23 protein-coding genes are annotated in these 14,149 nt (G+C 51.0%); all 23 read left to right on the top strand.

Features of this window, described 5'->3' with window-relative positions; genetic code table 11:
- Window positions 1-175 precede the first annotated feature (175 nt).
- Entirely contained in the window at window positions 176-1,351 is a 1,176-nt protein-coding gene (gene tuf, locus EPO04_00760; protein ID TAK89625.1) for an elongation factor Tu, read from the top strand.
- A 9-nt stretch (window positions 1,352-1,360) separates the two neighbouring features.
- A complete protein-coding gene (locus tag EPO04_00765; protein ID TAK89626.1) occupies window positions 1,361-1,684 on the top strand; it encodes a 30S ribosomal protein S10 in 324 nt (107 codons plus the stop codon).
- Between the two features lie 183 nt (window positions 1,685-1,867).
- A complete protein-coding gene (locus EPO04_00770; GenBank protein ID TAK89627.1) occupies window positions 1,868-2,416 on the top strand; it encodes a hypothetical protein in 549 nt (182 codons plus the stop codon).
- Window positions 2,417-2,529: 113 nt separating this feature from the next.
- Entirely contained in the window at window positions 2,530-3,024 is a 495-nt protein-coding gene (locus EPO04_00775; protein TAK89628.1) for a hypothetical protein, read from the top strand.
- A 65-nt stretch (window positions 3,025-3,089) separates the two neighbouring features.
- The gene (locus EPO04_00780) at window positions 3,090-3,557 is read left to right on the top strand and encodes a hypothetical protein (GenBank protein TAK89629.1); all 468 of its coding nucleotides are present in this window, start codon (window positions 3,090-3,092) and stop codon (window positions 3,555-3,557) included.
- Window positions 3,558-3,620: 63 nt separating this feature from the next.
- Window positions 3,621-4,070, top strand: coding sequence for a chromate transporter (locus EPO04_00785; protein ID TAK89630.1), 450 nt, complete (start codon window positions 3,621-3,623; stop codon window positions 4,068-4,070).
- A 66-nt stretch (window positions 4,071-4,136) separates the two neighbouring features.
- Complete coding sequence (locus EPO04_00790) at window positions 4,137-5,345, top strand: replication-associated recombination protein A (GenBank protein ID TAK89631.1); 1,209 nt, start codon at window positions 4,137-4,139, stop codon at window positions 5,343-5,345.
- Window positions 5,346-5,368: 23 nt separating this feature from the next.
- The gene (locus tag EPO04_00795; protein TAK89632.1) at window positions 5,369-5,620 is read left to right on the top strand and encodes a hypothetical protein; all 252 of its coding nucleotides are present in this window, start codon (window positions 5,369-5,371) and stop codon (window positions 5,618-5,620) included.
- A gap of 76 nt (window positions 5,621-5,696) precedes the next feature.
- A complete protein-coding gene (locus tag EPO04_00800; protein TAK89633.1) occupies window positions 5,697-7,970 on the top strand; it encodes a hypothetical protein in 2,274 nt (757 codons plus the stop codon).
- A gap of 160 nt (window positions 7,971-8,130) precedes the next feature.
- Entirely contained in the window at window positions 8,131-8,778 is a 648-nt protein-coding gene (locus tag EPO04_00805; protein ID TAK89634.1) for a 50S ribosomal protein L3, read from the top strand.
- Complete coding sequence (locus EPO04_00810) at window positions 8,778-9,416, top strand: 50S ribosomal protein L4 (GenBank protein ID TAK89635.1); 639 nt, start codon at window positions 8,778-8,780, stop codon at window positions 9,414-9,416. Before EPO04_00805 ends, EPO04_00810 begins: the two co-directional genes overlap by 1 nt.
- The gene (locus EPO04_00815; protein ID TAK89636.1) at window positions 9,413-9,703 is read left to right on the top strand and encodes a 50S ribosomal protein L23; all 291 of its coding nucleotides are present in this window, start codon (window positions 9,413-9,415) and stop codon (window positions 9,701-9,703) included. The genes EPO04_00810 and EPO04_00815 overlap by 4 nt, the downstream gene beginning before the upstream one ends.
- The gene (locus tag EPO04_00820; GenBank protein TAK89637.1) at window positions 9,703-10,545 is read left to right on the top strand and encodes a 50S ribosomal protein L2; all 843 of its coding nucleotides are present in this window, start codon (window positions 9,703-9,705) and stop codon (window positions 10,543-10,545) included. Before EPO04_00815 ends, EPO04_00820 begins: the two co-directional genes overlap by 1 nt.
- Window positions 10,546-10,821: a 30S ribosomal protein S19 gene (locus tag EPO04_00825; GenBank protein TAK89638.1), complete on the top strand. Its 276-nt coding sequence runs from the start codon at window positions 10,546-10,548 to the stop codon at window positions 10,819-10,821.
- Window positions 10,821-11,204 (top strand): 50S ribosomal protein L22, encoded by a 384-nt coding sequence (locus tag EPO04_00830; protein TAK89639.1) that lies wholly within the window; start codon window positions 10,821-10,823, stop codon window positions 11,202-11,204. Before EPO04_00825 ends, EPO04_00830 begins: the two co-directional genes overlap by 1 nt.
- Window positions 11,204-11,830 (top strand): 30S ribosomal protein S3, encoded by a 627-nt coding sequence (locus EPO04_00835; GenBank protein TAK89640.1) that lies wholly within the window; start codon window positions 11,204-11,206, stop codon window positions 11,828-11,830. The genes EPO04_00830 and EPO04_00835 overlap by 1 nt, the downstream gene beginning before the upstream one ends.
- A 9-nt stretch (window positions 11,831-11,839) precedes the next feature.
- Window positions 11,840-12,271, top strand: a complete 432-nt coding sequence (locus tag EPO04_00840; GenBank protein ID TAK89641.1) for a 50S ribosomal protein L16 — start codon at window positions 11,840-11,842, stop codon at window positions 12,269-12,271.
- Window positions 12,271-12,483 carry a 50S ribosomal protein L29 gene (rpmC, locus tag EPO04_00845; GenBank protein ID TAK89642.1) on the top strand — a complete coding sequence of 71 codons (213 nt, stop codon included), beginning with the start codon at window positions 12,271-12,273 and terminating at the stop codon, window positions 12,481-12,483. The genes EPO04_00840 and rpmC overlap by 1 nt, the downstream gene beginning before the upstream one ends.
- Window positions 12,476-12,727 (top strand): 30S ribosomal protein S17, encoded by a 252-nt coding sequence (rpsQ, locus tag EPO04_00850; GenBank protein ID TAK89643.1) that lies wholly within the window; start codon window positions 12,476-12,478, stop codon window positions 12,725-12,727. The genes rpmC and rpsQ overlap by 8 nt, the downstream gene beginning before the upstream one ends.
- The gene (locus tag EPO04_00855; protein ID TAK89644.1) at window positions 12,724-13,092 is read left to right on the top strand and encodes a 50S ribosomal protein L14; all 369 of its coding nucleotides are present in this window, start codon (window positions 12,724-12,726) and stop codon (window positions 13,090-13,092) included. Before rpsQ ends, EPO04_00855 begins: the two co-directional genes overlap by 4 nt.
- Window positions 13,092-13,412 carry a 50S ribosomal protein L24 gene (locus tag EPO04_00860; GenBank protein TAK89645.1) on the top strand — a complete coding sequence of 107 codons (321 nt, stop codon included), beginning with the start codon at window positions 13,092-13,094 and terminating at the stop codon, window positions 13,410-13,412. Before EPO04_00855 ends, EPO04_00860 begins: the two co-directional genes overlap by 1 nt.
- Before the next feature lie 2 nt (window positions 13,413-13,414).
- Entirely contained in the window at window positions 13,415-13,960 is a 546-nt protein-coding gene (locus tag EPO04_00865) for a 50S ribosomal protein L5 (protein ID TAK89646.1), read from the top strand.
- Window positions 13,960-14,145, top strand: coding sequence for a type Z 30S ribosomal protein S14 (locus EPO04_00870; GenBank protein ID TAK89647.1), 186 nt, complete (start codon window positions 13,960-13,962; stop codon window positions 14,143-14,145). Before EPO04_00865 ends, EPO04_00870 begins: the two co-directional genes overlap by 1 nt.
- The last annotated feature ends 4 nt before the right edge of the window (window positions 14,146-14,149 follow it).

A 14,149-nucleotide genomic window follows, 5' to 3' on the forward strand; every position in this document is an offset into this window, starting at 1 on the left:
TCTTTACAGAGGCGGAAATTCCTCCTATACTATGAGGGTCCGTTTTGGGCAGTTACTCTATTGCCTAAAATATTTAACAACTAATAAATGTTTCATTGCAGATCGCTGACTCTAGTCGCGACACCCTCGATTGGCAGGGTTAACAATCTGAAATGAAACAATAAAAGGAGAACCAATGGCAGAATTTCAGCGAACCAAGCCCCACGTCAACGTTGGTACTATGGGTCACGTCGATCACGGTAAAACTACCCTGACCGCTGCGATCACCACCGTATTGGCTAAGCGCTTGCCAGATGATATTAACAAGCCGGTTAATTACGACCAGATTGATAACGCTCCCGAAGAGAAGCAGCGCGGTATTACCATCGCCACCTCTCACCAGGAGTACAACAGCGAAAAGCGACACTACGCTCACGTTGATATGCCAGGTCACGCCGACTACGTAAAGAACATGATTACCGGCGCTGCCCAGATTGATGGTGCTATCCTGGTAGTTAGTGCGGCTGACGGCCCAATGCCTCAGACCCGCGAGCACATCTTGCTGGCAAAGCAGGTTGGTGTTCCTTACATCCTCGTGTTCATGAACAAGATGGATATGGCCGATCCAGAGCTAGCCGAGCTAGTTGAGATGGAAATCCGCGAACTGTTGGCAGCTCAGGGCTTTGACGAGAATGCCCCAGTGATTAAGGGCTCGGCTCTAAAGGCGCTGGAAGGCGACAAAGAGTACGAGGATAAGATCATGGAGCTGGTTGAAGCAATGGATGCTTCGATCCCAGAGCCAAAGCGTGAAGTTGATAAGCCGTTCATGATGGCCATTGAGGATGTGTTCTCAATTAAGGGCCGTGGTACGGTTGCTACCGGTCGCATCGATCAGGGCAAGTTGGCAGTAAACGACGAGGTTGAAATCGTTGGTATTCGCCCAACCAAAAAGACCACCGTTACCGGCGTAGAGATGTTCAAGAAGTTGCTACCTGATGCTCAGGCTGGTGACAACATTGGCGCCTTGCTCCGCGGTATTGAGCGAACCGATATTGAGCGCGGTCAGGTATTGGCCAAGCCAGGTTCAATCACTCCCCACACCGAGTTTGATGCTGAGGTTTACGTACTAAAGAAGGAAGAGGGCGGACGCCACACCCCATTCTTTAAGGGCTACAAGCCACAGTTTTACATCCGAACCACCGATGTTACCGGCGAGATTCAGTTTGAAGGCGAAATGGTGATGCCGGGCGACAACGTTCAGATGAAGGTTAAGCTGATCGCTCCGATCGCCATGGAAGATGGCCTCCGCTTCGCTATTCGCGAGGGTGGACGCACCGTTGGAGCCGGAGTCGTAACTAAGATTACCAAGTAACACAGAACCATGACCAAAGAAGACGCACCTAAACAACGAATTCGCATCCGCTTAAAGGCCTACGATAACAAGGTTATCGACCAGTCGGCCAAGCAGATTCTTGATACCGCTATTCGCACCGGCGCTAAGGTTGCGGGGCCAATTCCGCTCCCAACCGACCGCAAGGTGACCACGGTCATCAAGAGCCCGCACGTCTTTAAAAAGGGACGAGAGCAGTTTGAGATGCGAACTCACAAGCGGCTATTAGACATCACCGAGCCAACCCCACGAACCGTTGACTCGCTGATGAACCTCAATTTGCCAGCTGGCGTCGATATTGAAATCAAGATGTAGCCATTAAGGCTGATCGCAAAGAAGTCCCGAAAGGGGCTTTTTTGTTTTTAACATTCCAGATGTATTAGTTTAATACTACAAGCGCAGATATGAAATTAAGGCAATATTTGTAATTATTCACCAATGACAATATGATAAAGATAAGAGCATTGTAGAAATAGCTTAACAAAGGAGTTTTTAGTAATGAAAGAGTATCTCCAAACAATGTGGTGGCTTTTGCTACTACGCGGCATATTTCTAATCCTACTAGGATTTTTTGCGGTGGTGTGGCCTGGTCTCACCCTGTACAGTTTTGCCCTCGGCTTTGCGTTGTACCTGGTGCTAGCAGGCATCGTCAATGCAATTAGCAGCCTGATGGGTATTGGTAAGTTGCCACTGTGGTTTTTGTGGCTAGTGGTTGCCATTCTTGAGATTGGCGTAGGTGTATATGCACTTAAGCACCTGACTCTAACGGTGGCCACCATGATCTTGTTGGTAGGCCTGGTCTTTGTGGTCCGCGGCCTAATGGAGCTGATCTCCGCCTTTGGCGATGGCTTTGACGGCAAGCAGCGCACCCTGTACGCCCTGTTGGGTGTATTGAGCTTGATTGCTGGTGTGGCGGTTTGGCTGTACCCGGTTGCGGGCGGCCTAGCCTTTACCTGGATCATTGGTTTGTACGGTATTGCGGCCGGCGCGTTCTTAATTGCGATGGCAATCGAGGCCAAGGGAGAGCTGAACAAGCTTGCGGCCTAACTAGAGCGTCCATAACAGCCACCCTTGATGCTCTGGGTGGCTGTTTGGATCTGCTTATGGTTGCGTTTAGATAAATCACAGGCCACAATGGGTGGCATACGGTAAGGAGAAGTATGGATTTTCAGCAGGCAATTGAGTTTATGGCGGCGGTGTTAGTGGTAGCCGGTTCCGGAATTGTCTTGGGAGTGGCGATTAGAGGTAGAGGGCAGGTTAAGGCTCAAGCTCAAGCGAACCAAGCCCAGAGTAAGTTGGCTGATCTGTATGCAGAAATTATTGGTGAGTTGGACGAAGTTACAAAGGCCGATGAGCGGCGGAAGCAGTGGTTTATACATCGCTACTATCAAGCCTTGGTGACTGCTCCAGATTCGGTGATTCGGGCGCTCAACCGTTATCTCGACGCGGTTGGTACGGTCGAAGATGTTGATACCAAACAGATTATGGAGCTGCGTGGAGCCTTGATTAAGGCGATGAGACAGGATATTCAGCAGTCGGTAGGGACAAAAACCAAGCTGCACCCGCAGGAGCTTTACAAGATTGAGATCCGCTCTGGCGTAATTGATGAGGCGTCCGCCAAAGATACCCGCCGCGAAAGACAAACCTCACGCTAGTAGTAGTAAATTCCTAGCATAAGCAGTATTATCAAAAAGTAAAACTATCAAACGGAAGCAGTTAAATGGCTAGACCAACACAGCGGCGAGTGTATCGCCAAGCTAGTGGCAATCAAAACCTCGCTAGTCGCTATAATAGCCGTCGCTGGTATGAAATTCCCGACTGGGCAAAGGTTTGGGTGGTGGATAATGCCGGATGGGTTACCGCTATCATTGCGCTGGTTTTATTCCCACCGACTTTGCTAGCGCTGGTATTGGGGGTGTACCGACTGCCCTTCCTCGATTTTTTGGGTGTACCGACCAGCGCCAATGGGCTTGGTTTGGCCGCCGCGGTCTTAATTATTAAATTTATTTTTGTGGTGGCAGCGATCCGGCCGCTATTTAAACGAGAAATAAAGGGCTGGTATTTCCTGGTTGCCGCCGCCACTGTCCACTTGGCGCATAGTGTGATCCTCCAGCACGCTATTACTGGTACGGCAGTGCTATTGGGTACGGTGTATCTCTACGTTATGGTGCGCCGTCGATATCACTAAAGGTGTGTTTGCTTTAGTATAAGCATTAGTAGTATGATCACCTTGTAATAAAAGGAAATTATCATGGCAACCTCCCAACCACCAAAAGAGCTAATGGGATGGCTTGAATATTATTTAGTGACCAAGGCTCCGTTTCAGATCCCGCCCAACGCGCGTGAGTGGATTGTAAAATATAGCCCCTGGATTAACATCGTACTGTTAGTATTGTTCGCACCGGCAATTTTGCTTGCACTAGGAGTTGGAGCGGCGTTGGTGCCATTTAGTGCGGTCGGGGGAGCGAGTGCAGCCACCGGACTATCTTTTGCGCTGGTAGCCCTGGTGCTTCAAGTTGGCTTGATGATCGCTGCCCTACCTGGTTTGTTTGCGCGCAAAAAGATTGGTTGGCAACTGGTATTTTATAGTGTGGTGCTGAACCTGATCTTTAGCCTCCTTAACTTTAATATTGTTGGCGGTTTACTCAGCGCGGTATTAGGGTCATACGTTCTGTTCCAGATCAAGTCCTACTACAAATAGGCCGAAGCCGCCTCGGGCCAAACATTAACCGTTGTCAGCTAACGATCTGAAGCGGATAATGACGACATGAGTTTGTTTGCCAAAAATACGTCGCCACTTGCCGATCGGATGCGCCCCTCGAGCCTTGACGAGGTGGTGGGGCAGGACCATGTGGTCGGCCCCGATGGGTTGTTGCGACAGATGCTTGAGTCCGGCAAAATTGGCTCGCTTATCTTGTGGGGGCCTCCAGGAACCGGCAAAACAACCTTGGCCCGCATTATGGCGGCTCACGAGGGGTACGCTTTTGAGGAGCTTTCGGCGGTAACCTCCGGCCTGCCCGAGGTCCGCAAGGTCATGGAGCGGGCTCGCCAGCGGCAGGCGATGGGGCAGTCAACCATTCTGTTCGTGGATGAGATCCACCGTTTCAATAAGGCCCAGCAAGATGCTTTTTTGCCGCACATTGAAGACGGCACAATTATTTTAATTGGGGCCACCACCGAAAACCCATCGTTTGAGGTTATTTCACCACTGCTTTCACGCGCGCGAGTGGTGGTATTAAAGTCGCTAACTAAAGATCAGCTTGAGTTGCTACTCGACCGCGCCGCCGATAACCTTGAGGGCGCAACCGTCACGCCGGAAGCAGTTGAGTTATTGGCTGAACTGGCGGCGGGAGATGCTAGGGTCGCATTAGGTGGGCTGGAGGCGGCTGCCACCCTAGAGCCAAAGGTAACGCCTGCTACCGTGCGCAACGCCATGCAAAAAACTAGCTTGCGCTACGACAAGGGTGGGGAGTTCCATTACAATTTAATATCGGCCTATATTAAATCGATGCGCGGAGGCGCGATTGATGCGGCCTTATTTTACCTAGCTCGCATGTTGGAGGCGGGCGAGGATCCAAAGTTTATTGCGCGCCGAATTGTCATATTTGCCTCCGAAGACATTGGTCTGGCCGACAACAACATGCTCTTACTGGCAACATCGACTTTTCAGGCAATTGAGCGAATTGGCATGCCGGAAGGTCGTATTATCTTGAGTCAGGCCACCATCGCTATGTGCCAAGCGCCTAAAAATCGTGACGCTTATAACGCTATTGGTGCGGCTAGCCAGGCGGTTCGTCAACATCCTGCCGCCGAGCCACCAGCGCACTTACGCAACGCCCCAACCAAGCTAATGAAGGAGTTGGGGTATGGCAAAGAAACAAAATGGGAGCCTGGATTTAAGCACCCCAAGGGTTTTATGCCCGAAGGCTTAGATGACCTTACGCTATATTCGCCGGATAACACTAGTAAGCATTAGAGTTTTGAGGTATATTCTGAGGCATGGCTCGAACTATTAAGTCGACAAACACAGAGTACGACAGCGTTTATTTTTTGAAGGTGTTGTTGTATCTAGTTTTGGCAACAACCTGGCTAGCCCCTTCTGGCCATCGCTATGTACCGGTTGGCCTTATTATTGGTGTGATTATAGTTCAGCACGAACGCTTCCAGATTGATCGAAAGATAGAATATGCGGTGATGTTGGTTGGAGCGGTGCTTGGTTTGGTGGGTATTGGTATTACTATTTCGATTTAGCCCCACCTCCTTATTGCCCTTACGCTTACATCCAGCTACAATAAGTAACAAGTTAAGTGTGAGTTAATTAGCATTCATGGCCCGTCTCCCAACAATAGGAAGCGATAACGGTAATTGGGGAGCTATCCTCAATGACTACTTGTCTCAAGAACTAAACTCAGATGGCTCCCTTAAGATCCGTACCGATGGCACACTATCCTCAGCTGTAGCTGACGGTTCCATTACAGCCTCTAAACTCTCACCCACCGTTAACAACTATCTAGCTTCCGCCCAAACTGCTGTACAGAGTGTTAACGGTAAGGCTGGTACCGCTGTAACTCTAGCTGCCGCAGATATCTCGGGCGTGGTACCCTCCACTCAGTTAGGAGCAGCCTCCGGCGTAGCCACCTTAGACGGCTCAAGCAAGCTTACTAGTAGTCAAATACCAGCAACGGTGTCGACAGCGAGTGGTGGCAGTGACGGCCAGATTTCGGTAGTTTCAGGTGGTTTGTTCACGCTCAAGGACCCTTCGGTAATAGATATAACAATGCCGCCATACAACGCCGACCCAACCGGCACTACTGATGCTTCAGCAGAGTTTCAGGCTGCAATAAATGCACTTTATTCAGCCGGCGGCGGCACTATATACGCCCCAACCGGCACGTACTTATTTTCTAATACGCAAATGTCATGGCGGACCAAAGTATCTTTAAGGGGTGATGGACCTGGGCAAACTATTTTTAAAATGGTTGGCTGGGGAGGGTCATTAATTGAAAAGGGCAATAGCTATGCTTCGCCAATGAAGGATTGTACGTTCTCCGACTTTGAGGTTGATGGCTCACTTATTGATGGTCGAGTTTGTTCTGCGACAAATGGTTCAGCGACGATTACGAGCGCTGGGCATGGATTGAGCAACGGTGACGCTGTTCGCTGGGCAAGCGGTCTTGCTCCTACCAACTTCACCGCACTTACAACAGCGTATTATGTTGTCAACAAGACAACCGATACATTCCAGCTGTCGGCGACACTTAACGGTGCGGCAATTAACGCTGGGTCAACTGGCGGTGCATATAAAACCTTTACGACAGCAAAGGCAATCTATACCACATATAACGTCCGTAACCGTTACGTTAACCTGTATGTTCACGACACCACTGCAACCGGCCTGGGAGTCGATTTTCTTGTCGATTGCGCTTTTGACCGGTGCGTTGTCGAAAATGCCGGGCGCGACTCAGGCGGGAGCCTATTGGGCTCTTCGGGGATTGGCATTGGCACCGGAGCTTGGGATGTCGAAAGCACCACTATTACCGACTGCATAATTCGTAGCAGCGCACGTAATGGAATATTTTTCGAAAGGCAGGCCACATTGCCTAACGGTGGAGGGTCGGGCGGAACCCCATATTATAGCCGCGGAGCCATAGTCCATGGTAATACAATCATTGCTTGCAAGTATGGTATTGCGGATAACGGAATAGAAGGGGCCCAAATTTGGGGTAATAGGATCGAAGACAGCACCTCCTACGGTTTTTATGTTGGTGCCGGGAACGCGGGCACAGCAGGGCGCAAGGGTAAGTTTTTTAAGAACATTGTTAAAAACTCTACCAGTTATGGTATTTACCTTGATGCCAGTACGACAACATTGTCTGGCTATGAGATCAGTTCGAATGACGTTTATGAAAACGATATTGGAATTAAGGTCGCGTCGTCTGCGGCTGTACCGGAGCTAATTATTACCGATAATGATGTTCGCAGTAACGAACGGCAGGGTATGCACGGTGGTGGTTCCGGAGCACTTACCGACGCTACCGTTATTGGCAACAGGTTTTTTAATAACGGCACCGTTACCACCAATGCCGGTCTGGAACTAACAATGGACCTAACCCGATGTCGTATAAATCGCAATCGTGCGTTTGACAACCAGGGCGTAAAGACGCAGAGTACGGGGGTTATTTTATCGGGCACCAATATTGCTGGGGGTGAGATCATGGATAATGATGTTATAGGTAACTCGGGGACAGGTTTAAGCATCACCAATGATACTCAGAGCGGGTGTCTGGTTCGTCGAAATCGAGGCGCAACAACGTATCGCCAGGCTACCGCTACATCAGCGACGATGCGCCTAAACGCCGAAGTGCTTGCCGTAACCGACACATCGGCATTGCGTACCATTACTCTTCCTGGTGCTTCGGGTTTGCCGGTTGGTTCGCGAATTACGGTAAAGGACGAAAGTAATGCAGCTGGAACCAACAATATTACAATTCAGCGTGCTGGTTCGGATACGATTGATGGATCGACATCGACTACCATATCGACCAACAGTGGTTCGAAGTCATTTTATACCGATGGATCCACTAAGTGGTTTAGCGTCTAACAATACAAACGTTACCTGTTGACACCTGATGGTTTTTACTGATATAGTTGTCGGGTAACTTTAGCTCAATGTATTGGGAGCTATCCGCTAGGAGATGAGCAGGTCTGCACTTAGCAGAAACCGTTCAGATCCTAGAATTATTTTTTGTTTAAGGAACGTAATGAAAGCACTGCTTGGCCGAAAACTTGGTATGACTCAACTGTTTGATGAAAACGGTACGGTTTCGCGTGTCACCATCGTGGAGACTGGCCCTTGCGTGATTACTCAAGTAAAAACCGGTGCTCGTGATGGCTACAGCGCAGTACAGCTTGGCTTTGGTAGTGACAAGCATCCATCCAAGCCGTTAGCCGGCCACGCTAGCGTTGACGGTATTACTCCTAAGCACTTTAGAGAGGTTCGCATGGACCAAGACGTAGCCGACATCGAGGCGGTGGAAGGTGACGAAGCCAAGACTCAGGTTAAGGTTGGTGCCAAGTTGGACGTGACTACCTTTGAGGTCGGAGATGCGGTAGAGGTAACCGGCACCAGCAAGGGCAAGGGATTTGCCGGCACCATTAAGCGTCACAACTTTCACCGCGGGCCAATGAGTCACGGTTCGCACAACCACCGCGCACCGGGTTCGATTGGGGCGATGTACCCACAGCACGTATTTAAGGGCATTAAGATGGCCGGCCAGATGGGTGGCGACAAGGTGACAACCAAGGGTCTTAAGATCGTCCAGGTTGACGCCGAAAACAACCTGCTGGCAATTAGCGGCGCAATCCCCGGTCCGCGCAAGGGCATCGTAATGATTCGAGGAGCCAAGTAATGGCACAAGCGGTATTATATTCAAAAACCGGCTCCAAAAAGGAGACCCCAGTTAAGCTGAGCGCAAAGGTGTTTGGCGCCGAAGTTAACCACGACTTGGTTGATCTGGCTTATCGCGCCTACCTGGCTAACGGCCGCACCGGCTCCGCTCAAACCCTGAGCCGCGGCATGGTTCGTGGTGGTGGCCGCAAGCCTTGGCGCCAGAAGGGAACCGGGCGAGCTCGCGCCGGCTCAACCCGCCTGCCGCATTGGACCGGCGGTGGAGTGGCTTTTGGTCCAACCGGTAACGAAAACTACCGCATTGATCTGCCAGTTAAGGCTAAGCGTTCGGCGATTCGTCAGGCACTAAGTTTGGCGGCTAAGGCTAAAAAGGTGTCGGTAATTGAGGCGTTTGACGGTGGCGATGGTAAGGCTAAGCCGACCGCTGCACTGCTTGATAAGCTTGGTCTAGAAGGAAGAGTGGTCCTGGTTGTCGCCAATAAGACCGAAGTTATTGATCGAGCTACTCGCAACCTGCCGGGTCTTACAGTAGTAACCGCAACCTACTTAAACGTGTTTACCATTGTTAACGCCGACCACGTACTAATGACCAGCGAGGCCGAGCAGGCGGTAACCAAATGGCTGGAGGGCGCAGCATGAGTCAGGTAGTTCTTATCCCTCATATCAGCGAAAAGGCAATTGCCCTGGCCGATACCGGCACCTATGTGTTCCAGGTACCGACCAGCTCAAACAAGATTGAGATTGCTAAAACGGTGGAGCAGACCTTTAAGGTTAAGGTGGTCAAAGTAACCACCATGATTACTAAGGGCAAGCAAGTTTCTCGTCGCTATGGCAAGCATGCTGGTAGTCGCAAGGAGGTTAAGAAGGCTTTAGTTACCCTTAAAAAGGGCGACAGCATTAAGCTGTTCGAAGAGGGGGCTAAGTAATGGCAGTTCGTTTATATAAGCCAACCACTCCAGCTCGCCGTGGCATGACCACCGCCGATACCGCTGCTTTAACCAAAAAGAAGCCAGAAAAATACCTGCTGGTTGCTCGCACCGCTCGGGCCGGGCGCAACAACCAAGGTAAGATCACCATTCGCCACCGAGGTGGAGCGGTTAAGCGCCACTACCGACTGGTTGATTTTGCGATCGAGCCTGGTTTTAAGGGTAAGATTGTTGCTCTCGAATATGATCCAAACCGTACCGCTCACCTGGCGCTGGTTGAGCTCGAAAAGGGCGGCAAGGCTTACATTTTAGCTGGTAGCGGCATGAAGGTTGGCCAAATTGTAGAAAGCGGCGCCGAATCGGAGATTCGTCGTGGCAACCGGTTGCCTTTGGCTAAAATTCCTCTAGGTACTCAGATTTATAACGTCGAGTTGGTACTCGGTAAGGGTGGTCAGTTAGCCCGCAGCGCTGGCACCAAGGCCTATTTGGTGGCTAAAGAGGGTGAGTTCTGTCAGGTCCGTTTGCCGAGCGGCGAGGTTCGCCTGGTTCACCAAAATTGCATGGCCACCATTGGAGTGGTCGGCAATGAAGCTCACCAAAACATTAAATATGGTAGCGCTGGCCGCCGCCGCCGCTTAGGGTGGCGACCTCAGGTTCGTGGTAAGGCTATGAACCCAGTGGATCACCCACACGGTGGTGGTGAGGGTGGTACCTCAACCGCTATTCATAAGTACGGTCAAAAGACTCCATGGGGCAAGCCAGCTCTAGGTCTTAAGACGCGCCGTCGTAAGCTAACCGATGCCATGATTGTGCGCGGTCGCAAGAAGGGAAGGAGACGCTAAATGAGTCGTTCACTTAAAAAAGGTCCATTTGTGGACGAAAAGTTGATGAGCAAGGTGGCCAAGCTCGGTCCCAACGATAAGACTGTGATTAAGACCTGGGCACGCTCAAGCACTATTACCCCAGAAATGGTAGGCTTTACCTTTGCTGTGCACAATGGCAAGCAGCACACCCCAGTGTTTGTAAGTGAAAACATGGTAGGCCACAAGCTGGGAGAGTTTTCTCCTACCCGTAAGTTCCGTGGTCACGGCGGTAAGCTAGCTAAAGGTGGCAAATAATGAACGTTAAAGCTACAGCTAAGTACGTTCGTACCTCGCCCCGCAAGGTTGGACTGGTTGCGGCTCTGATTCGTGGCCGAAAAGCTCAGGAGGCAATGACTGTTTTGGCTAACACTCAAAAGGGTGCTGCCGATCCAGTTGGCAAGGTACTAAAGAGCGCAATTGCTAACGCCGAGAACAACCACAAGTTGTCATCTAGCGATCTGTTGATTGAATCGGTATTGGTGGGTCCAGCCGCTACGCTTAAGCGATTCCGCCCGCGAGCTCGTGGTCGGGCAGCGGCTATCCGCAAGCGCAGCAGCCACATTACCGTGGTGCTAACCGATGCCAAGGCTGCAGCTAAGCCAGCCGCCAAAACAACCGCCAAGAAGGAGGCCAAGTAATGGGTCAGAAAGTAAATCCGCGCAGTCTGCGCCTACAGCTAGATAAGGATTGGTCTTCAAAGTGGTTTGCCTCTAAGGATTACGCCGATCGCCTGATCGAAGATGTCAACTTGCGCCGAGCTGTTGCCAAAAAGCTATCGCGTCGCGCCGGTGTGGCCCGAGTTGATATTGAGCGTTCAGCCAACCAAGTAACGGTGACCATCTACACCGCTAAGCCGGGTGTGGTGATCGGTCGCGGAGGTAGCGGTGCCGAAGAGCTTAAGAAAGAGCTCAACAAGCTAATTGGCGCACCGGTTAAGGTCAGCATTGAAGAAATTAAGCGACCAGAGACCAATGCTAAGTTGGTAGCCGAAAACATTGCCGGTCAGCTAGAGCGCCGTATTTCGTTCCGTCGCGCCATGAAGATGGCGGTTGAAAACGCCATGAAATCGGGCGCTAAGGGCGCCAAGGTGATGGTAGCCGGTCGACTGAACGGGGCCGAGATGGGTCGCCGCGAAAAGGTAGCTCAGGGATCGATCCCGTTGCACACTTTGCGTGCCGATATTGATTACGCTCACGCTGAAGCCCGCACCACCTACGGTGTTATCGGGGTAAAGGTTTGGGTCCATAAAGGGACGAAGTTTTAGAGGTTTATTATGTTGATGCCACGTAAGACAAAATATCGAAAGCAGTTCAAGGGTCGCATCCCCAAGGGTGTGGCTACCCGCGGTACCGAATTGAGCTTTGGCCAGTTTGGCCTCAAGGCCGAAGCAACCGAGCGGATTACCTCGCGCCAGATTGAGGCTGCTCGACGCGCAATGACTCGCCACATTAAGCGTGGTGGTAAGGTTTGGATCCGGATTTTCCCTGATCTACCGGTTACCCGCAAGCCGGCTGAGGTTAGCATGGGTAGCGGTAAGGGAGCCATTGACCACTACGTTGCTAGGGTTCGTCCTGGCCGAGTGTTGTTTGAGATGGATGGCGTTAGCGAGGAGCTGGCTCGAGAGGCGATGCGCCTAGCTGGTCGCAAGCTGCCAATTAAAACCAAGTTTATCAGTCGCCAAAGCGCGTCGGAGGCAGGTGAATAATGAAGTATAAAGATTTAACCGCAAAAAGCGATAAAGAGTTGCAGAATTTGCTGCAAGATACCCGTAAGGAGTTAGCTCAGGCCGCTCAGGACCTGAGAGTTAAGCAGGTGTCTAACGTAAAGCAGATCCGAGCTCATAAAAAGACTGTGGCCAGAGTTTTGACTCTGCAACAGCAGCGCTTATTGCAGCACAAGGAGGAAGCACATGGCTAGAACACTGCGAGGAACGGTTTCCTCTAATGCAATGGATAAAACGGTAGTCGTAACCGTTGAGCGGGTTAAGGAGCATCCTATTTACCGCAAGAAGTACACCGTAACCACTAAATTTAAGGCTCATGATGAAAAAAATGAGTGCCAGGTTGGTGATGTGGTCGAGATTGTTGAAACCAAGCCAATCAGCCGTGACAAGCGCTGGCAGGTTAACAGCCGGCTCGAAAAGGCTGGAGGTGCCGCATGATTCAAGCTGAAACTCGCATGAAGGTAGCCGACAACAGCGGCGCCCGCGAGGTGTTGTGCATCAAGGTGCTGGGCGGTTCTCGCCGTCGGTACGCTGGTGTCGGTGATGTGGTTACCTGTAGCGTCAAAAGCGCCACGCCTAATGGCGGCGTCAAGAAAAAAGAGGTGGTACAGGCGGTAGTGGTTCGCACCACCAAACCAACTCGTCGACCAGACGGCTCGCAGATTCGCTTTGATGATAACGCTGTAGTGATTATCAACAAGGACAAGCAGCCACGGGCCACTCGCGTTTTTGGACCAATCGCTCGCGAGCTGCGCGAAGCCGGCTTTATGAAGATCATTTCGCTGGCTCCGGAGGTGCTCTAATGAAGATCCAGAAGAACGATCAGATTATGGTGCTAGCCGGTAAGGATAAGGGTAAAACGGGTAAGGTGACTGCGGTTTATCCGGCCAAGGACAGTGTTTTGGTCGAAGGCATTAATGTGGTTAAGCGCCACACCAAGCCATCCAGCAAGAACCCGCAAGGCGGTATTCTGGAGATTGCTAAGCCAATCGCCGCTTCAAAAGTGATGGTGATTGATCCAACTAGCGGTATTCCAAGTCGAGTAAGTTACACCAAGACAAAAGACGGCAAAAAGGAGCGGGCATTCAAACCCTCTCGTTACGCCAAGGTTAAGAAGGCATAGTCATGAGTAGACTAAGAGATAAGTATTACAATCAGGTACGCCCAGAGCTGGCTAAGCAGGCTGAGTACACCAATCCCCACCAGATTCCGAAAATTGAAAAGGTGGTGGTTAACGCTGGTGTCGGTCGAGCGGTTAGTGACAGTAAGCAGTTGGAGCTGGTTGGCAGCACCTTGATCAAGGTTACCGGCCAGGCCCCGGTTCAAACTGTAGCCAAAAACTCAATCGCTGGCTTTAAGCTTCGCGATGGCAACAAGATTGGCACCATGGTGACTTTGCGCGGCGAACGAATGTATGAGTTTTTGGACCGAGTGGTCGCAATCGTGCTGCCACGAATTCGAGATTTTCGAGGTATTTCTGACACCGCTTTTGACGGTCAGGGTAACTACAGTATTGGTTTGCGCGAGCAGTCGGTATTCCCAGAGCTGACCTTCGAAGAGACCCAGGCGACTCATGGTTTACAGATTAACATTATTACTTCTGCCCAAACCCCGGCAGAAAGTAAGCAACTGCTAACATTAATGGGGTTCCCATTTAGGAGGAAGAACTAATGGCGCGAAAAGCACTGGTAGTAAAGGCTCAGCGAAAGCCAAAGTACTCAACTCGCCAGGTAAATCGCTGCAAGTTATGTGGTCGACCTCGTGGGTATATTCGCCAGTTTGGCATGTGTCGTATTTGTTTCCGCGAACATGCTAGCCGCGGGCAAATCCCTGGCATAACCAAGGCCAGTTGGTAAGGAG

The sequence above is a fragment of the Patescibacteria group bacterium genome, assembly GCA_004297735.1.
Lineage (GTDB): Bacteria > Patescibacteriota > Saccharimonadia > UBA4664 > SCTI01 > SCTI01.